This is a genomic window from Streptomyces pyxinae (assembly GCF_024756275.1).
Classification (GTDB): Bacteria; Actinomycetota; Actinomycetes; order Streptomycetales; family Streptomycetaceae; genus Streptomyces; species Streptomyces pyxinae.
Window position 1 is genome coordinate 24,178 of the sequence record NZ_JANUGQ010000024.1, and the last position, 18,565, is coordinate 42,742.

Sequence of the window (18,565 nt, forward strand, 5' to 3'; positions counted from 1 at the left end):
CCGCCACCCCGGACATCCGTTCGGGTCTCGGGCCGGGCCGGAGGCGTCCCCGGTCCCGGCCGGCGAGAACCGGACGGCGGGCCACGGGCGTCGGACCGTATGCCGGGATGTTCGCCGGGTCTTTCGGGCGGCCCTTCTCGGGAAAGGTGGCACGGCGGGGCGGTGGAGGGGCGGAGACTGGGACGCGGTGGACACAGTGAGAGCGGAGGGGTGAGCGATGGGCGACGCGGGACCGTCCGGTCCGGTGCTGGACCGGGACGAGGCGGACCGTGCGCTGGCGCGGCTGGGCGCCGAGCACAAGGCGGTGGAGGAGTCCCTGCTGGCCCTCCAGGACCATGCGGGCCGGGGCCTGCTGGAGGGCGCCGGACTGACCGGCACCACCGCCGGGCGCTGGGCCGCGACGGAGCGGGCCATCACCCTGCTCTGGACCTGTTTCGACGCCTGTACGGGGGTGTTGCGCGCCGCCCACGAGGTCCGGGCCCGGCGCCGCACGCCCGGCGACGAGGATCTGGCCGAGCTCACGGAGCTGCTGCGCGGCCCCTCCGTCACGGTGCCGGACGCCACCGACCCCTCCGGAAAACTGTCCGAGAGCCTCTCCCCGGAGCGGCTGATGGAGCGGATGAACGCGCTCTACGCGGAGTCGCTGGACACCGTCGTCTCGGCGGACGCGGTCTGGTCGGCGCTGCCCGCCCGGATAGATCTGCTCGCCGCCGAACTGCACCGCACCCGTTCGCTCGCCCATTCGGTGGGGGTCCGCCCCGGTGAGCACCCGGCCGCCGACGAACTGGCGGCCATCACCGGGGAGCTGACCGCCCTGCGCGCCGAGGTGGTGGCGGACCCGCTGGCGTTCTGGCGTCCGGCGAGCGGGAGTTCGGCGCCCGGCGGCGGACGGCCCGACACCGCGCGGTACGACCGGGCCGCCCGCGCCCTGGAGGAGGTGCGACGGGAGATCGAGGCGGTGCTCCAGGTCCGGCAGGACTCCGAGACCCGGCTGCTGCGGCTGCGCGATCTGCTCTCCCGGGCCGACCGCACCCTGGCCGAGGCCCGGACGGCCCGGGTGGAGGTGCTGTCGAAGATCGCCGCATCCGAGGTGCCGGTGGTCAGCGGTCCGCCCACCGTCCTCCAGGAACGGCTGGCCACCGCCGCCCAGTACCGGCGGCACGCCCAGTGGCACCGGCTCTCCCCGCTGCTGGAGGCGCTGGAGCGGGAGGCTGAGGAGGAACTGCTGCGGGCCCGCGACTCGCTGACGGCCGTCACCGCGCCGCTGGCGGTCCGGGCGGAGCTGCGCGGCCGGCTGGACGCGTACAAGGCGAAGGTCGCCCGGCACGGGCTGGCCGAGGACCCGCTGCTGATCGAGCGGTACGACGCGGCCCGCCGGATGCTCTGGAGCGCGCCCTGCGATCTGCGGGTGGCCGGGGAGGCGGTGCTGCGCTACCAGCGGACCGCCGCCGAGCTGCTGACCCCACCGGCCGGGGATGCCCCGCCGGGCGGCCCCGGCCCCTCACCGGCGGGACGCGGAGCGGAGTCGTACAGCGTCCTGGAGAGCGGGACGGGCGGCCGGCCGGCCGACGGCGACGGCGGCGATGACGGCGGCGGACGGCACGGAACGCGGGGGCCGTACGACCGCGTCGAACCGTACGACCGGGTGCGGCCGGACCACCGGAGGGAGCCGTACGACCGGGTGGAGCCGTACGACCGGGCCGAGTCCGGTGGCCCGGGCGAGTGGGCGGACGGGAGGGGGAGCCGGTGATCACCTGTCAGCGGCCCGGGTGCCCGGGGGCGTACGACGATCTGGGCGGCGGCGCGCTGTACTGCGACACCTGCGGGATGGCCCCGTTCGCCGCCCCGAACGGGGACCTCGCCTCACCGCCCACCACCGCCGCGATCCCGGCCGGCGCGGCGGCGGACGCCGGCCGGGACGGGTCCGCCGGGTCCACCGGCTCCGGCCCGGCCGGGTCCGGGGCCCCGGGCGCGGCACCGGCGGGCGGCGGGCGGGTGTCCCGGTCGGTGTCGGTGCGCAGCTCGGGTTCGCCGACCGGGCGGTCCGGGCGGTCCGGGCGCAGCGGGCTGGGCGCCGGTCTGGTCTCCGTACCGGACGTGCCCCGGCCCGACCCGCGCACGGCGGTGCTGGCGGACCCGGAGGTGCCGGAGCGCAAGCGGTACTGCTCCCGGTCGGACTGCGGCGCGCCGGTCGGCCGGGCGCGCGGCGGCCGCCCGGGCCGCACCGAGGGCTTCTGCGTCAAGTGCGGGCACCCGTACTCCTTCGTGCCCAAGCTGCGCCCCGGCGAGATGGTGCACGGCCAGTACGAGGTGGCCGGCTGTCTGGCGCACGGCGGGCTCGGCTGGGTCTATCTCGCGGTGGACCGGGCGGTCTCGGACCGCTGGGTGGTGCTCAAGGGGCTGCTGGACTCCGGCGACGAGGACGCCATGGCGGCGGCGATAGCCGAACGGCGTTTCCTGGCCGCCATCGAGCACTCCAACATCGTCCGGATCTACAACTTCGTGGAGCACCTGGACCCGCGCACCGGCTCGCTCGACGGCTACATCGTCATGGAGTACGTCGGCGGCAAGTCGCTGAAGGAGATCGCCAACGGGCGGCGCGGCACGGACGGACGGCGCGATCCGCTGCCGGTCGAGCAGGCGTGCGCGTACGGCATCGAGGCGCTGGAGGCGCTCGGGCACCTGCACAGCCGCAAGCTGCTCTACTGCGACTTCAAGGTCGACAACGCCATCCAGACCGAGGACCAGCTGAAGCTGATCGACATGGGCGCGGTGCGCCGGATGGACGACGAGGAGTCGCCGGTCTTCGGCACGGTCGGCTACCAGGCCCCGGAGATCGCCACCACCGGCCCCTCGGTCGCCTCCGACCTCTACACGGTGGCCCGCACCCTGGCCGTGCTGACCTTCGACTTCCAGGGGTACACCACGGTCTTCGCGCACGCCCTGCCCGGCCCCGAGCACATCGAGGTGTTCCGCAGACACGAGTCCTTCCACCGGCTGCTGGTGCGGGCGACCGCCCCGGACCCGGGCCGCCGGTTCGCCTCGGCACGCGAGATGGCCGAGCAGCTCACGGGGGTGCTGCGGGAGGTGGTGGCGATACGGACCGGACGGCCGCGCCCCGCGCTCTCGACGCTCTTCGGCGCGGAGCCCCGGGTGACCGACACGGTGCTGTTCGCGGAGCCGGTGGACGAGGTGTCCGCCCTGGGCTCCCGGCCCGCCCCGGTCCGCCGGCTGTTCCCCCGCGCCCGCGCGCTGGGGTCCGGCCGGGAGGCGGCGGAGGCGGGCGGGCCCGGTCCGGAGGCGGACGGAGAGCTCGGCCCGGAGGCGGGTCCGGGGGCTGACGGGGGGCCCGGCCCGCAGGCGGGTCCTGGCGCGGGGCTGCCCGGGGCGGGTGTGCCGGGAGCGCCGGGGTCGCGGGCGGGGGCCGGGGTGCCCGGGTCCCGGGTGCCGGAGGTCCCGGGGTCGCGGGCGGGGGCCGGGGCGCTGCTCGCCGGGATGGACGAGGGAGCCACGGCGCTGGCGCTGCCGGTGCCCCGGGTGGACCCGGACGACCCGAACGCCGGTTTCCTGGCCGGGTTCGCCACCGCCGCGCCGGCCGAGCTGATCGCCGCCCTGGCCGCCGCGCCCGCCTGCTCGGCCGAGCTGCGGCTGCGGGAGCTGCGCGCCCTGCTGGAGCTGGGCGAGCGGGAGGGGGCCGGGGTCGCCCTCGAGGCGCTGGACGAACAACTGCCGGACGACTGGCGGGTGGTCTGGTACCGGGGCGTGGCGGCGCTGGCGGCCGGCGACCCGGTGGGCGCCGCGCTCGCCTTCGACGCGGTCCACGACGCCTTCCCCGGCGAGCCCGTGCCCAAGCTGGCGCTCGGGGTCTGCGCGGAGGCGGTGGGCCGGCTCGACGCGGCCGGCGGCTACTACCAGCTGGTGTGGACGACCGACCCCGGCTTCGTGAGCGCCGCGTTCGGGCTGGCCCGGGTGCGGCTGGCCGCCGGTGACCGGGCGGGCGCGGTGCGGGCGCTGGAGTCGGTGCCGGGCGCGTCGATCCACTACACGGCCGCGCGGGTGGCGGCGGTACGGGCCCGGCTGCGGCACCGCTCACCGCGCGAGCCGCTCGCCGGCGATCTGACGGCCGCCGCCGCGCAGGTGGTGGCGTTGCGGCAGTTCGGTCTGGACACGGTGCGGTACGAGCGGCTGTCGGCCGAGGTGCTGGGCCTGGCGCTGGACTGGGTGCTCTCCGGCCGTCCCGGAGCGGACCCGGCCCCCGCCGAACTGCTGGGCTGCCGACTGGACGAGCGGGGGCTCCGGTTCGGTCTGGAGCGCTCCTACCGGGTGCTGGCCCGGCTCGCCCAGCGCGGTGACGAGAGGTACGACTTGGTGGAGCGGGCCAACCGCCTCCGCCCCCGGACATGGGTGTGAATGATGGAGCGGATGCACCGGCCGGCGGCCGTGTCGAAGTGCCCCGGCTGCGAGGAGCCGCTGGAGCAGGGTGATCTGTACTGCGGGGCATGCGGGTACGACCTGTCGGCCGTGCCCCCGCCACCACCGGACCGGCCGACCGTGCCGGTGGGATCGGGGGGATCGACGGGTTCGCCGGGCTCCGAGGGCTCGGTGGGCCCCGAGGGACTGGTGAGGTCGGTGAGCTCGGTGGGTTCAGTGAGCTCGGTGACTTCGGTGACTTCGGTGGACTACGGAGGAGCTGTGGAACCGGCGGGCTCCGAGGGTCCAGTGGGATCGGTGGAACCCGGCGGATCGATGGGACCCGGTGGGTCGATGGGGTCCGGTGGGTCGATGGGGTCCGGTGGATCGATGCAACCCGGTGGATCGATGGGGCCGGCGGGTTCGCCGGGGTCCATGGCGGTGCCGGCGGTGGCCGGTTCCTCCGGGCCGGGCCCGGTGTGGCCGGCCGCACCGGGCGCCGGGCCGGTGGCCGCGGGGCGGACCGGTGCGGTGCCGGACGGCGACCGGGGCCTGCCCGGGATGGACCGGAACGGCGACTTTCCCCTGGCGCCCCCGGAGCCGCCCGTACCTCCCGCTTCGGCCGCGCCCCCGGTGCCGGCCGTCCCCCCGGTGCCGCCCGCGCCGCCCGTGCCCCCGGGGGCGCCCGTCCCGGAGCCGTACGCCGGTGCCGGGGCGGGGACGTACCCGGGCGGGCCCGGAGCCGGGGCCGCGGACGGGCCCGGTGAGGCCGGCGCGCCCGATGGTCCGGAGCCGTCCGGCGCCCCGGAGGCGCCCGCCGGGCCGGTGCCACCCGGGGCCGGGGCCGGGTCGGCCGGAGCGGGGCGGTGCGTGGCGTGCGGGACCGGACGGCCGGGCCGGGAGGGGTACTGCGAACGCTGCGGTCACGCCCAGCCGCGCGCCCGGGACCATGTGGAGGAGGAGGCGGGACCGGCCGCCGCCGTGACCGACCGGGGGCTGCGCCACCACCGCAACGAGGACGCGTTCACGGTCGCCGCGACGGCGCTGCCGGACGGTTCGCCCGCCGTGGTCGCGGTCGTCTGCGACGGGGTGTCGTCCGCCACCCGCCCCGACGAGGCGTCGGCCGCCGCCGCGGACACCGCGGGGGCCTCGCTGCGGGCGGCCCTGGAGTGCGGCACCCATCCGCGGATGGCCATGCACGAGGCGATCGTCGCCGCCGCCGGGGCCGTCGACGCGCTGGCGGCCCGGAAGGCCGGGGCGGACGACGGGGCGTCCGGCGGCCCGGACCCCGAGCCGCGCCACCACCGGAACGCCCCCGCCTGCACCCTGGTCGGCGCGGTCGTGGCGAGCGGGCTGCTGGTGGTCGGCTGGGTCGGGGACAGCCGGGTCTACTGGGTGCCCGACGACCGCTCCACCCCGCCCGCCCGGCTGACCGAGGACGACTCCTGGGCCGCCCAGATGGTGGCGGCGGGACTGATGGGCGAGGCCGAGGCGTACGCGGACGCCCGGGCCCACGCGATCACCGGCTGGCTGGGCGCCGACGCGTACGAACTCGACCCGCACACCGCCTCGTTCACCCCGGACCGGCCGGGCGTGGTGGTGGTCTGCACGGACGGCCTGTGGAACTACGCGGAGGCGGCCGAGGCGATGGCCCGGGTCGTCCCCCCGGACGCCGCAGCCCGGCCGCTGGACGCCGCCCGGGTGCTGCTCGGTCACGCGCTCGACGGCGGCGGGCACGACAATGTGACGGTGGCGGTGCTGCCGGTCGTCCCGGCCGCCGGTGCCGCCGGGGCCATCGGGGATTCCGAGACCGCCGAAACCGCGTCCCCGGCGTCGGGCGGCACCGGTACGGACGGAATCACCCCGACGTGACGTTCCGTCACCGGACATTCGGGGAAGCCCCGTTCCTGGGGTGACGTGCCGGTGACCGGCCGGGGCCCGCCGGGCCCCGGCCGGTGAAGGCGCCGGTGCCGGCGGTCCGCCGCCGGTCCACCGGGCGGCCGGGACCGCCGTGTCCGGAGGTGCCGCCGCCGGTGCCCCGTGCCGTCGCCTCCCGCACCACGCCCGCAGCACCCCGCACCGCCCCGCACCACCTCCGGCAGCAGCCCGTCCCGCCGGCCACGTCCCTCCGGCCCCGTCCCACCGGAGTCCCGCCCGTACCGTCCACGGCGTCCCGCCGAACAGGCCCGAGGAGCCCCAGCAGATGGCGAACTTCTCCAAGTCGAAGGTGCCGCAGTTCTCGGTGGAGGTGTACCAGAACGCCTATCTGCCGGAGGGCGGCCGGGAGGTGCACGCGATCGTCTCGGTCACCTCCACCGGCGGCGGCACCAGCGGCGGGGCACCGCTCGTCGCCGACGCGGTGCCGGGCCCGGGACACGGACCGGGCGGATCCGGCGGGCCGGGCGGCTCGGACGGGCCGGACGGACCCGGCGGACCGGGTGGCCCCGGCGGCTCCGGCGGGCAGCGGGGCGGCGGCGCGGCTGTGGTGATCATGGTGGACTGCTCGGGCTCGATGGAGTACCCGGCCGGGAAGATGCGGCACGCCCGGGAGGCCACCGCCGCCGCCATCGACACCCTGCGCGACGGGGTCGCCTTCGCGGTGGTGGCCGGCACCCACGAGGCCGCCGAGGTCTTCCCGGGCGGCGGCCGGCTGGCGGTGGCCGACGCCGGCACCCGCGCGGCGGCCCGGACGGCGCTGCGCCGGCTGACCGCCTCCGGAGGCACCGCGATCGGCACCTGGCTGACCCTGGCCGGCCGGCTGCTGGCCGGCTCGGACGCCCCGATCCGGCACGGCGTCCTGCTCACCGACGGACGGAACGAGCACGAGTCGCCGGCCGGGCTGCGGGCCGCCCTCGACGCCTGCGCCGGCCGCTTCACCTGTGACGCGCGGGGCGTGGGCACCGACTGGGAGGTCAAGGAGGTCACCGGGATCGCCGCCGCGCTGCTCGGCACCGCCGACATCGTCGCCGACCCGTCCGGCCTCGCCGCCGACTTCCGGGCGATGATGGAGCACGCCATGGGCAAGGAGGTCGCGGACGTCGGACTGCGGCTGTGGACGCCGGTCGGCGCGGAGATCCGGTACGTCAAGCAGGTGGCCCCGGCGGTGGTGGACCTGACCGGGCGGCGTACGGAGGCGGGACCGCGCCTCGGCGACTACCCGACCGGCTCCTGGGGCGACGAGTCCCGCGACTACCACCTCTGCGTCCGGGTCCCGGAGGCGGGCGTGGGCCAGGAGATGCTGGCCGCCCGGGTCTCGCTGGTGCTGCCGGACCCGGCAGGCGGGGCGCCGGGGACCGTGGGGCAGGGCCTCGTCCGGGCGGTGTGGACCGACGACCTGGCCGCCTCCACGGCGATCAATCCGCAGGTCGCGCACTACAGCGGACAGGCCGAGCTGGCCCGCGCCATCCAGCAGGGACTGGCCGCGCGCAAGGCGGGCGACCCGGACGGCGCGACCGCGCGGCTGGGCCGGGCGGTGCAGCTGGCGGCGGCCTCCGGAAACGCGGAGACGGCGAAACTGCTTTCGAAGGTGGTGGACGTGGTCGACGTGGCGACCGGTACTGTGCGACTGAAGGCAAAGGTCGCGGAGGCGGACGAGATGACCCTCGAAACGCGCTCCATCAAGACCGTTCGCGTCAAAAGCGTAAAGAAGTGACCGTACCGCGGTCGGACTTCGCGCCTGCCCCGGGTGACGGCACCGGGGGCGGGCGCGCAGCCGCGGAAGCGACACCGGCCCGCCGGCCGGCGGAGAAAGGGGGAAGCGCCGACATGCCGACCTGCCCGAACGGACACCAGTCGGATTCCGACGACTGGTGCGAGGTCTGCGGCCATCGCATGGCCGGTACGGCGCCCGCGGGCGCCGTACCGCCGCCCCCTCCCCCGCCGCCGGGCTACGGCCACCCCGGCGGCCACGCCCCCGCACCGGGCCGGGACCCGGGCGCCGGCGGGCGGGCCGAGCTCTGCCCGCAGTGCCGTACGCCCCGGGAGGCCGGGGCGCCGTTCTGCGAGGAGTGCCGCTGGAACTTCGTCACCGGCACGGCGACCTCGTACACCCCCATCTCCACCGGCCCCCGCCGCTCCCCGTCTCCGGCCCCGGCCCCGGGCGGCCCCACGGGCCCGGGCGGTCACCAGGCGCCGGGCGGCGGCCCGGCCTTCCCGCCGCCGGGCGCCCCGGGACACGGCCCCGGCCGCCCGGGCGGCCCCGGTAGCGGTATGCCCGCCGGGCCCGGCGCTCCCTCCGGTCCGGGTGCTCCCGGACCGGGGGCCGGCCTGCCGCCCGGCTACCGGCCGGAGCCTCCGTCGTCCGGGCCCGCGGACCCCTTCGAGTACCAGGGCTCCCACTACCAGGGCTCCCGTCCGTCCCGGGTGAACCGTCCGGCCGAGCCGCTCCCCGAGGAGCCCCCGGAGCCGGGCGCCGCCCCGGGGCCGTACCGGGGCCAGGAGCAGGGCCAGGCCAGCCAGGGGCAGCGGGGCCAGGGGCAGGGCCTCGCCGGGCTGCCCCGGCGGACCCCCGGCCGTCCGGGCGTCTCCGGCTTCGACCGGCCGTCGGCACCCGGATTCGACCGTCCGGCGGCACCCGGATCCGACCGTCCGGCGCCCGAATTCGACCGGCCCTCGGCGGCCGGTGAACACCCCGCGCCCGGATTCGACCGGCCCGTCCCGGGAGCCGACCGCCCGGCGACCGGTTTCGACCGGCCCGCCTCCGGCCCCGGTAGCCCCTGGCCGGACGCCGGGCGTCCCGCGCCGGAGCCCGACCGTTCCGAGGCCGGCTTCGGGCCCGGCGTACCCGAACCCGGCCGGCCCGCGTCCGATTTCGGGCGCCCCGTGCCGGAGGCCGGCCGGCCCGTCCCGCCGCCCGCGCGGCAGGGCTTCGAGGAGAGCTCGGCTCCCCCGCCGCTGCGGCCGCGCCGCCGGGCCGCCGACGACGACTGGGTGCTGCCGCCGCCGTCCGGCCCCGAGCCCACCGCTTCCCCGGAGCACCGGGCCCCGGAGCGGCCCGCCCAGGAGCACCGGGCGCCCGAGCCCGGGTTCCCGGGACCCGGGTTCCCGGCGCCCGAGCCGGAGTTCCGGGAGGCCGCCCCGCAGCCGCCCGCCGCGCCGGAGCACCGGGCGCCGGAGCGGCACGCTCCCGAGCGCCGGCCGGAGCCGGAGTCCTGGCCCCCGGAGCACCGTTCCGCGCCCGAGCCGGGTCCCGGGCGGCCGGAGCCGGAGCCCTGGGCCGCGCCCGAGCACCGTCCGGCGCCCGAGCGGCACGCCCCGGAGCAGTCGCCGTTCCCGCCCGCGCCGCAGGCTCCGTCGGGCCCCGCCGCGCCGCCCCCGGCGCCCGTGCCCGCCCCGCCGTCCCCCGGGCCGGCCGGACAGCCGCCCGCGACCGGCCCGGCCGGGCACTGGACGGCGGTCGTGGCGCCGGACCGGGAGTACTTCCTGGCGATGATGGAACGCAGCGGCCCCGAGGCCGCCGGGCTGAGCCTGCCCGCGTACGCCCCGGAGCAGCAGCTGCCGCTGGCCGGTGACCGGATCACCATCGGCCGGCGCCGGCACTCCACGGGCGAGTCGCCGGACATCGACCTGTCGGTGCCGCCGGAGGACCCGGGCGTCTCGCACCAGCACGCGGTGCTGGTGCGGCAGCCGGACGGCTCCTGGTCGGTGGTCGACCAGAACTCCACCAACGGCACCACGATCAACGGGGCCGAGGAGCCGATCCAGCCCTATGTGCCGGTGCCGCTCCGGGAGGGCGACCGGGTGCACGTCGGGGCCTGGACCACCATCACCGTCCGGCGCGGCTGACGGCCGGCGGCCCCGTGCCGGCTCACCGGCCGCGCACCCGGCCCACCGGCCGGTGAGCACGGCGACCGTACCGGCCGCCGTGCTCACCGGCCGGCGCCGCCGTCCGTCCCGAGGGGCCAGCTGTACGGTCCCTCGGGGTCGTCCAGCCAGGCCCACTGGCGCCCGGCTCGGACGGTCACCCCGAACCGTTCCCGCGCCGGGCGCCCCTCGCGCTGCCAGAGCGCGTACGCCTCGCGCGGGTCCAGGGTGCCCGCGGTGAGGGTCAGCAGGAAGCGGAACAGCTCGTTCTCGGTGGCGCTCCTGGTCAGTCCCCCGGTGCGTACCGGCGGCGCGGGACCGGTGGCGCCGCCCCGGAGCTGGACGAAGTACGCCGAGGTGCGCAGAAACCGGCCCTCGGCGTGACCGGGGGCAGCCCCCGGCCCGGCGGTGGAATCGGAGTCCGGCTCCCGCACCCGGAGCCGGATCAGCCCGGTGGAGAGCGGCGCCAGGATCCGGGCGCCCGGACGGCACTGGCCCACCCAGGCGGGCGGCACGGACGGCAGGGTGCAGGTGGCGACGATCGCGTCGAACGGCGCCCGGCCGGGGCAGCCGAGCGCGCCGTCACCGGTGAGCACGGCCGGGTGGTGGCCGGCGGCGGCCAGCCGCTCCCGCGCCGGTCCGGTGATCTCCTCGTCCAGGTCGACGGTGGTCACCCGGTCGTCCCCGAGCCGGTGGCCGAGCAGCGCCGCGTTGTAACCGGTGCCCGCGCCGATCTCCAGCACCCGGTCCCCGTCCCGTACCTCCAGGGCCGCCAGCATCGCGGCCATCAGGGACGGCTGGCTGGAGGAGGAGACCAGCTCCCCGTCGCGCAGCAGGGTGGCGAGCGGCCGGTCCTCGTAGGCGCCGGCGAGCCAGCGGGCCCGGCGGCCCGGGTCGGGGTCGTCGCGGGTGAGCCGTTCGTAGCCGCCCATGACGCCGAGGTAGTAGAACGGTACGAAGAGATGGCGGGGCACCTCCTCGAACGCCGCCCGCCAGGCCGGATCGGCCAGCTCGCCCGCCCCGATCAGCTCCCGGACCAGCGCCCGGCGGTGCCCGGCGGCGGCCTCCGCGTACGGGTCGGACGCGGCGGCCGCTCCGGTCGTACCGGGTGTCCCGGCCGCCGCGTCGGGGGTTCCGGCCGGGCCGGGTGTCCTGGGCCCATCGGGCGTCCCGGGCGCGTCGGGTCGTTTCGTCCCCATGTCTCCACTGTGCTGCCCCGGCTCCCGGGACGCGAACAGACGGGCGAGGGGCCTCCCGCCGGGCGGGGAGGTCCTGGGGCCCCGGTCCTCGGCCGGTGGGTCTGAGACCATGGGTGGGTGAATGAGATCCCGCGCGGCACGCTTCAGGAGCAGACCTTCTACGAGCAGGTCGGCGGCGAGGCGACCTTCCGGCGCCTCGTCCACCGGTTCTACCAGGGGGTGGCCGAGGACCCGCTGCTGCGGCCGATGTACCCGGAGGAGGACCTGGGTCCGGCCGAGGAGCGGCTGGTGCTGTTCCTGATCCAGTACTGGGGCGGCCCGCGCACCTACAGCGACCAGCGGGGACACCCCCGGCTGCGGATGCGCCACGCGCCGTTCACCGTCGACCGGGCCGCGCACGACGCCTGGCTGAAGCACATGCGGACGGCCGTCGACGAGCTAGGGCTCCCGGAGGAGCACGAGCGGCAGCTCTGGAAGTACCTGACCTACGCCGCCGCCTCCATGGTGAACGCGGCGGACTGAGCCGGTGGACACCGCGGGCTGAGCCGCCCGGGAGAGCCGCGGGTCAGCGGCTGTGGGCGTGGCCGGCGGTGTGCGGCACCGGGATGACGCCGAGGCCGGCGGGCCCGGCCGTGCGGACGGCGACGGAGCCGTACGGGGTGCGCAGCCGCAGCCAGGGACCGGAGCCCAGCAGGGCGACGGGCGGCTCGTGCGGAGGCAGGAAGCCCAGTGACTGGGCGGCGTGCACGGCCCGGAGCGGCAGCCCGGTGGAGCCGATGGTGCGGGACCAGATCTCCCGGCCCATCCGGTCGCGCTCGGCGCGGTTGCGGCGCTCGGTGGGCAACTGCTCGTCCCGGGTGCGGAACTCCGCGACGGCGGCGGCGACCACCCCGCGCAGTCCGGCGGCGCCGGGCAGCCCGGGCACCTCCCGCCAGCCGCCGTGCGGGGGCAGCACCCCGGCCCACGGCGGTCCGGTGACCGCCCCGGGGACCGGGATCCCGCCCGCTGGCGTGGTCTCGCCGCCGTTCTCGATGCCGTCGAGCAACTCACCGGCGGAGACGGTGACATCGAGCGGGGCGGCGTCCAGGAGCACGGCCGTCCGGATGGCCAGCACCTCGAAGGACGGCGGCCGCCCGAAGACGGCGAGGGCCCCGCCGCGCGCCTGCAGGCGGACGGCGGCGGCCCGGTCGTAGTGGAGCAGCCGGGCCAGGAAGGCGGCGAGGTCGGCCGCCTCCCTGGCGTCGGCGAAACGCAGCGGCGCCGTCATACGGCGGCGGCCCCCTCGCCGGCCGCTCCGGAACCGCCGGCCGCCCCGGCCCCGCCGGACCGCCCGGCCCCGCCGGCCTCGCCGGAGCCGTCGGCGGCCCGCTCGCCGCCGCGCATGCCGTCGTCCACGTACTCCTCCAGGAACGCCCGCTCCTCGGCCGTGATCCGGCGCGGGCGCTGGGTGTCGAGGTCGAACGGCACCACGACGGTCGAGGCCCGGACGTAGACCTGCTCCGGGTCCTTGATCTCGTACGCGATCGTCAGCGAGGCCGCGCCGATCTTGGTGACCCAGGACTCGACGGTCACCGGGGCGTGCCGGTGCACCAGCGGACGCAGATAGTCGATCTCGTGGCGGGCCACGACGGACCCGCCGGAGAACGACGGCGAGCCGTTCCCGGGCGCCAGCCGGAACATGAAGTCGATCCGGGCCTCCTCCAAGTAGCGGAGGAAGACCACGTTGTTGACGTGCCCGAAGGCGTCCATGTCCGACCAGCGGAGGGGGCAGGGGTAGAGGTGACGGGCCACCGTGATCGCTGCCTCAGCCCCGGGTGAGCTTCTTGTGGGTGGCCCGGTGCGGACGGGCCGCGTCCGCACCGAGGCGCTCGATCTTGTTCTTCTCGTACGACTCGAAGTTGCCCTCGAACCAGAACCACTTGGAGTCGCCCTCGTACGCCAGGATGTGCGTGGCCACCCGGTCGAGGAACCAGCGGTCGTGGGAGACGACCACGGCGCAGCCGGGGAAGTCCAGCAGCGCGTTCTCCAGCGAGGAGAGGGTCTCCACGTCGAGGTCGTTGGTCGGCTCGTCGAGGAGCAGCAGGTTGCCGCCCTGCTTGAGGGTGAGCGCCAGGTTGAGGCGGTTGCGCTCACCACCGGAGAGCACCCCGGCCGGCTTCTGCTGGTCCGGGCCCTTGAAGCCGAACGCCGAGACATAGGCGCGGGACGGCATCTCGACCTGGCCGACGTTGATGTAGTCCAGCTCGTCCGAGACGACGGCCCACAGCGTCTTCTTGGGGTCGATGTTCTCGCGGCTCTGGTCGACGTAGCTGATCTTGACGGTGTCACCGACCTTGATGGAGCCGGAGTCCGGCTCCTCCAGGCCCTGGATCATCTTGAACAGCGTGGTCTTTCCGGCGCCGTTCGGGCCGATGACGCCCACGATGCCGTTGCGCGGCAGCGAGAAGCTGAGGTCCTCGATGAGCACCTTGTCGCCGAACGCCTTGTTGAGCTTCTCGACCTCGACGACGACACCGCCCAGGCGGGGGCCCGGCGGGATCTGGATCTCCTCGAAGTCCAGCTTCCGCATCTTGTCGGCCTCGGCCGCCATCTCCTCGTACCGGGCGAGACGGGCCTTGGACTTGGCCTGGCGGCCCTTGGCGTTGGAGCGGACCCACTCCAGCTCGTCCTTGAGCCGCTTCTGGCGCTTCGCGTCCTTCTGGCCCTCGACCTTGAGGCGGGCGGCCTTGTTCTCCAGGTAGGTGGAGTAGTTGCCCTCGTAGGGGTGGGCGCGGCCCCGGTCGAGCTCCAGGATCCACTCGGCCACGTTGTCCAGGAAGTACCGGTCGTGGGTGATCGCCACGACGGTGCCCGGGTACTTGGCGAGGTGCTGCTCCAGCCACTGGACCGACTCGGCGTCCAGGTGGTTGGTGGGCTCGTCGAGCAGCAGCAGGTCGGGGGCCTCCAGCAGCAGCTTGCAGAGGGCGACGCGGCGCTTCTCGCCACCGGAGAGGTTGACGACCGGCCAGTCACCGGGGGGGCAGCCCAGGGCGTCCATGGCCTGCTCCAGCTGGGCGTCCAGGTCCCAGGCGTTGGCGTGGTCCAGGTCCTCCTGGAGCTTGCCCATCTCCTCCATCAGCTCGTCGGTGTAGTCGGTCGCCATCTGCTCGGCGATCTCGTTGAACCGGTTGAGCTTGCCCTTGACCTCGGCGACGCCGTCCTCGACGTTCTCCAGGACCGTCTTGGACTCGTCCAGCGGCGGCTCCTGGAGCAGAATGCCGACGGTGTAGCCCGGCGACAGGAACGCGTCACCGTTGGAGGGCTGCTCCAGACCGGCCATGATCTTCAGGACCGTGGACTTACCGGCGCCGTTCGGGCCGACCACACCGATCTTCGCGCCGGGCAGGAAGCTCAGCGTCACGTCATCGAGGATGACCTTGTCGCCGTGCGCCTTGCGCGTCTTGCGCATCGTGTAGATGTACTCAGCCAAAGGAAACCGTCCGGCATTCGAGTGAGTGGGCAGAGGTACACCCCATCTTGCCTGACGTCCACCCGAGGACGAAAACCCATTGTCCCGGGGGCCCCGCCCCCGCCCCTCCCCCCTCCCTCCCCTCCCCCGGCGCCTCACCACCACCCGTCGTCACGGAGTCGCGGCGCCCCCCGGCTCGCGGGACCCCCGGCTCGCGGGACCCTCGGGTCGCGGGGTCACCGGGCCACGGAGTCGCGCCGCCGCCGGACTCCAGGGCCCACGCAGTCGCGGGACGGCCGGGCCGCCGGACCCTCGGCTCGCGGGGCCGCCGGGCTCATACAGTCGCCGGGCGACGCAGTCGCGGCACCCCCGGCTCGCGGCGCCCCCGGCTAGCGGCGCCCCCCAGGCCGTGGAGTCGCGGCACCCCCGGCTCTCGGGACCCCCGAGCCACGCAGGCGCGCCGTCGTCGGACCCCAGGGCCCACGCAGTCGCCGGGCCACCGGGCCACGGCACCCCCAGGCCACCGGGCCACCGGGCCACCGGGCCACCGGGCCACCGGGCCACCGGGCCACCGGGCCACCGGGCCACCGGGCCACCGGGCCACAGCATCGCCGGGCCACCGGGCCACAGCATCGCCGGGCCACCGGGCCACAGCATCGCCGGGCCACCGGGCCACAGCATCGCCGGGCCGCGGTGGCGTGCCCGCCACCTGCGGCTGTGGTGGCGCGCGTGCCGCCCGCCGCTGCGGTGGCGCACCCCGGGCCGGTACCGCCGGCCACGGTCCGTGCGGCCGGCCACCGCCCATGCGGCCGGTCACGGCGGGACCCGGTCCCGGCACCCCGGCGCCCGCCGGGTGTGGCACCGAGGGGTACGTCCACGCCATGGTCGAGCGCCGGCACCCCGGGGCCCGCCGGCCACGGTCCGTGCGGCCGCCGGTCACGGCGACGTGACCCGGCGCCGGCACCCGCCGGTCGCGGTCGCCGCAGCGCCCGTGAGCACCGCAGCCCCCGTGGCCGCTGCGGTCACCGTGGTCGCCCCGGCCCTGTGTCCACCGCAGTCACCGTGACCGCCGCGCGGTCACTGCGGCCGCCGTGATCACCGCAGCCGCCCTGGCCACCGTCGTCACCGTGGCGCGTTCCCGGGCCGGGTGCCGGCGGCCGGGATCACTCCTCGGCGTACGGGCCCTCTTCGGCGGCGGCCTGCTCCTTCCTGCGCAGCAGGAAGAGTGCCGTGCCGCCGAGCAGCACCATGCCGAGCGCCACGCCCGCGATCATCGGGGTCGCCCCCGAGGCGCCGGTGGCGGCCAGGTCCTCGCCGCCGCCCATCGGCACCGTGCCGGCCGTCAGGGGGCCGGCCGGGGTGCCGCCCGCCGCCCCGGGGTCGCGGTCCTGGTCCTTCCGGGCGGTCGCCGCGAGGGTGCTCCCGGTGGTCGCGCAGTCCAGCAGCCCGTCGAACGCCTTGACGAAGCCGTCGGTCCCGGTGAGCGTCAGCTCGTACGCCTGGTCCTCGGCGAGCGGTACGGGCACCGTCCGGACGGCCCCCGGCGGGACGTAGTGCTCGGTGCCCAGCAGTTCGAAGGCGAAGGCGGCGTCCCCCTGGTTCACGGCGGTGATGTCGACCCCGCCGGCGGCACAGTTCTTCCGGGCGGAGAGGGCGGGTATCGGGCCCTTCTTCGCCCAGGTCGCCGTCGCCGTGGCGGTGGTGGTGGACTCGCTGGATCCGGCGAGGATCTGCGTCTGGCTCTTGGTCACCCCGGCGAACGCCCGTCCCACCGGAACGGTCGTGGTGACCTGGACCGTCAGCGAGGCGGTGCCGGGCGCGGCGGCGGCCGGGACGTCGAACCAGAGCCGGCCGCCGTTCACCGCCGAGGTGACCGGTCTGCCGTCCGCTCCGGTGACCCGGACCCCGCTGGTGGTGTCGGCCGGTCCGGCCACCGTCACCCGGGCGGCGCCGGTCCGCACGGTGACCGGGCCCAGCCGGGTGCCCGTCCGGCCCGCGACCACCGGCGACTCCAGGCTGAGCGAGGGCGGCGGCTCGGGTACGTACCGGGCCTGCTTGCCGAGCCAGTCCGCGAGTCGTTCGGCGGCGGGATCGAGCGCGTCCACCCGGGCGCGGTCCGAGTGGCGCCATATCGCCACCTGGGTGCCGGCGGCGGCCGTCTCCCGGGTGAGCGGCCCGCTCCCGGCGGCCTTGGCGAGTGCGGTCAGGTCGTCGACCTGCGGATACGAGTGCTGGAGTATCCAGCGGATCTTCCCGGCGGCCGGGTTGGCGCCCAGTGAGGTCTGGCTCCAGGAGGTCTCGGCGTAGGCGGCGTTCTCCTGCGCCGGGCTGTGCAGGTCGACGCCGTAGGTCTTGAGGGTGCCGCCGCCGTCCACGGTCATCGCGAAGAGGCCGGCGGGGAGTTCCTGGCGGCGCCCGTCGATGCGGAGGACCGCCCGGTCGGCGACGGTCAGTCCGGTCAGGGTGGCGGTGGCTCCGCCCGGGCGGGCGACAGGTGTACTGCCGGTGTCGGCCGTCCCGGTGCCGGCCAGAGGCCCCGCCACCATGAGCACGGACACCAGCGCCGTCCCGGCGAGGCGGGCCGGACCGCGGCCCGGCCGGTGTACCGCAAACCGCCCAGCAATCACAGAATTCCCCTCCGGGCAAGGCGCTTTCGCATGGGGACGCGTTGGGGTGCAGCGCCTCGCCTGCCGACTCGACCGCCCCAGGAGTACCCGCGAATCCTAGAGAGACGGCCATGCAGAGTCCCCCGCGAGACGCCCCAACAACCATTCCGAATCGCAATCGTTATCGAGACCACTCCTTTCAGTGCTTTCGGCAACGTTTAGTTGACGTTACGTCACTTGTTGACTCATCAAACAAGCAGGTCAGGTCCTGTTCCCGGCTGGTGCCGCCCATCGCCGTCGCCCTGTGCCACCGAGCACGCGACGGACCATGACCCCGCACGGGGCGCGGCGGCAGAGGGCATCCGGGGGCGCGAGACCTTCACGAGCCCTCGGGGCGTCCTCCGGGCAGCCTCCCCGCGGACTCCGGGCGGACTCCGGGCGGACTCCGAGGAGGGCCGCGCGGTTTGTCAGCCGACCAGCTCGGCCACCCGGGCGGCACCGCCCGTGCCGCTCGCACCGCCCGTGCCATCCGTGCCGTGGGTGCCGTCGGCCTCGGTCCCGGTGTCCGGCCCGCCCGGGCTCCCCACGCCGTCCGGTGCCGGGCCGGTCGGGCGCGGCCGGGCCTCGCCCCTCGCCACCCTGCGGAAGGCCGCCGTACCCCGGGCCAGGTCATGGCCGACCGCCGTCGCGTCGACGTCCACGAAGGTCCTGCGCTGACCGTCCCGGCCCTCCTCGCGCACCTTCAACCGCCCCCGCACCACCAGGGGATCCCCTACCGAGACGGAGGCGGTGAGATTCATCCCGAGATTCCGCCAGGCGTTGACCGTGTAGAAGCTCGTGGGCCCGTCCGCCCATGCCGACCGCTCCCGGTCCCAGCGGCGCGCGGTCACCGCGAGCCGGAACCTGGCCACTCCGCCGGTCGCCGTCTCCCGGTAGTCCACCCCGGTCGCCACATTGCCCACCAGCGTCACCATGGTGTCGTTCATGGTGCACCCCTTCCGTCCCGCGTCCGTCCCGTGCCCGGCCGGTCCCACGCCGACCGCTGACACGACTCATGCTGGACCGGATCGCCGGAGCCCGCTCGGGCCTGTGGACAGCTC

10 protein-coding genes and 2 pseudogenes are annotated in these 18,565 nt (G+C 76.4%); 6 read left to right on the plus strand and 6 right to left on the minus strand.

Annotation, left to right across the window (positions count from 1 at the left end; translation table 11 throughout):
• Positions 1–217: 217 nt before the first annotated feature.
• The 5 genes and pseudogenes from NX801_RS23600 to NX801_RS23620 all read left to right on the plus strand — a co-directional run.
• Positions 218–1,513 (plus strand): annotated as a pseudogene (locus tag NX801_RS23600) (hypothetical protein); the annotation flags it as partial.
• A gap of 233 nt (positions 1,514–1,746) precedes the next feature.
• Positions 1,747–4,410, plus strand: coding sequence for a serine/threonine-protein kinase (locus NX801_RS23605; protein WP_258789889.1), 2,664 nt, complete (start codon positions 1,747–1,749; stop codon positions 4,408–4,410).
• Positions 4,411–4,845: 435 nt separating this feature from the next.
• Positions 4,846–6,204: pseudogene (locus NX801_RS23610) on the plus strand (PP2C family protein-serine/threonine phosphatase); the annotation flags it as partial.
• Positions 6,205–6,613: 409 nt separating this feature from the next.
• Positions 6,614–8,062 (plus strand): vWA domain-containing protein, encoded by a 1,449-nt coding sequence (locus NX801_RS23615; RefSeq protein WP_258789891.1) that lies wholly within the window; start codon positions 6,614–6,616, stop codon positions 8,060–8,062.
• A 113-nt stretch (positions 8,063–8,175) separates the two neighbouring features.
• Positions 8,176–10,194, plus strand: a complete 2,019-nt coding sequence (locus tag NX801_RS23620; protein ID WP_258789892.1) for an FHA domain-containing protein — start codon at positions 8,176–8,178, stop codon at positions 10,192–10,194.
• Positions 10,195–10,277: 83 nt separating this feature from the next.
• On the opposite strand, the gene NX801_RS23625 is transcribed toward NX801_RS23620, so the two are convergent.
• Positions 10,278–11,411 carry a methyltransferase domain-containing protein gene (locus NX801_RS23625; protein WP_258789893.1) on the minus strand — a complete coding sequence of 378 codons (1,134 nt, stop codon included), beginning with the start codon at positions 11,409–11,411 and terminating at the stop codon, positions 10,278–10,280.
• A gap of 117 nt (positions 11,412–11,528) precedes the next feature.
• Here NX801_RS23625 and NX801_RS23630 point away from each other — a divergent pair, with 117 nt between their 5' ends.
• A complete protein-coding gene (locus NX801_RS23630) occupies positions 11,529–11,933 on the plus strand; it encodes a globin (RefSeq protein WP_258789894.1) in 405 nt (134 codons plus the stop codon).
• A 43-nt stretch (positions 11,934–11,976) separates the two neighbouring features.
• On the opposite strand, the gene NX801_RS23635 is transcribed toward NX801_RS23630, so the two are convergent.
• The 5 genes from NX801_RS23635 to NX801_RS23655 all read right to left on the minus strand — a co-directional run bounded on the left by NX801_RS23635 (position 11,977) and on the right by NX801_RS23655 (position 18,451).
• Entirely contained in the window at positions 11,977–12,678 is a 702-nt protein-coding gene (locus NX801_RS23635; protein WP_258789895.1) for a DUF8010 domain-containing protein, read from the minus strand.
• Positions 12,675–13,202 (minus strand): acyl-CoA thioesterase, encoded by a 528-nt coding sequence (locus NX801_RS23640; protein WP_428986211.1) that lies wholly within the window; start codon positions 13,200–13,202, stop codon positions 12,675–12,677. The genes NX801_RS23635 and NX801_RS23640 overlap by 4 nt, the downstream gene beginning before the upstream one ends.
• Before the next feature lie 13 nt (positions 13,203–13,215).
• Complete coding sequence (ettA, locus tag NX801_RS23645; RefSeq protein WP_258789896.1) at positions 13,216–14,880, minus strand: energy-dependent translational throttle protein EttA; 1,665 nt, start codon at positions 14,878–14,880, stop codon at positions 13,216–13,218.
• Between the two features lie 1,142 nt (positions 14,881–16,022).
• Positions 16,023–17,405 (minus strand): thioester domain-containing protein, encoded by a 1,383-nt coding sequence (locus tag NX801_RS23650; protein WP_258789897.1) that lies wholly within the window; start codon positions 17,403–17,405, stop codon positions 16,023–16,025.
• Between the two features lie 527 nt (positions 17,406–17,932).
• The gene (locus NX801_RS23655; RefSeq protein WP_258789898.1) at positions 17,933–18,451 is read right to left on the minus strand and encodes a single-stranded DNA-binding protein; all 519 of its coding nucleotides are present in this window, start codon (positions 18,449–18,451) and stop codon (positions 17,933–17,935) included.
• Positions 18,452–18,565: the final 114 nt, after the last annotated feature.

Coding starts and splice junctions, on each gene's coding strand:
- NX801_RS23615 (WP_258789891.1), top strand. CDS start 6,614: ATGGCGAACTTCTCCAAGTCGAAGGTGCCGCAGTTCTCGGTGGAGGTG.
- NX801_RS23655 (WP_258789898.1), bottom strand. CDS start 18,451: ATGAACGACACCATGGTGACGCTGGTGGGCAATGTGGCGACCGGGGTG.
- NX801_RS23635 (WP_258789895.1), bottom strand. CDS start 12,678: ATGACGGCGCCGCTGCGTTTCGCCGACGCCAGGGAGGCGGCCGACCTC.
- NX801_RS23625 (WP_258789893.1), bottom strand. CDS start 11,411: ATGGGGACGAAACGACCCGACGCGCCCGGGACGCCCGATGGGCCCAGG.
- NX801_RS23620 (WP_258789892.1), top strand. CDS start 8,176: ATGCCGACCTGCCCGAACGGACACCAGTCGGATTCCGACGACTGGTGC.
- NX801_RS23650 (WP_258789897.1), bottom strand. CDS start 17,405: ATGGTGGCGGGGCCTCTGGCCGGCACCGGGACGGCCGACACCGGCAGT.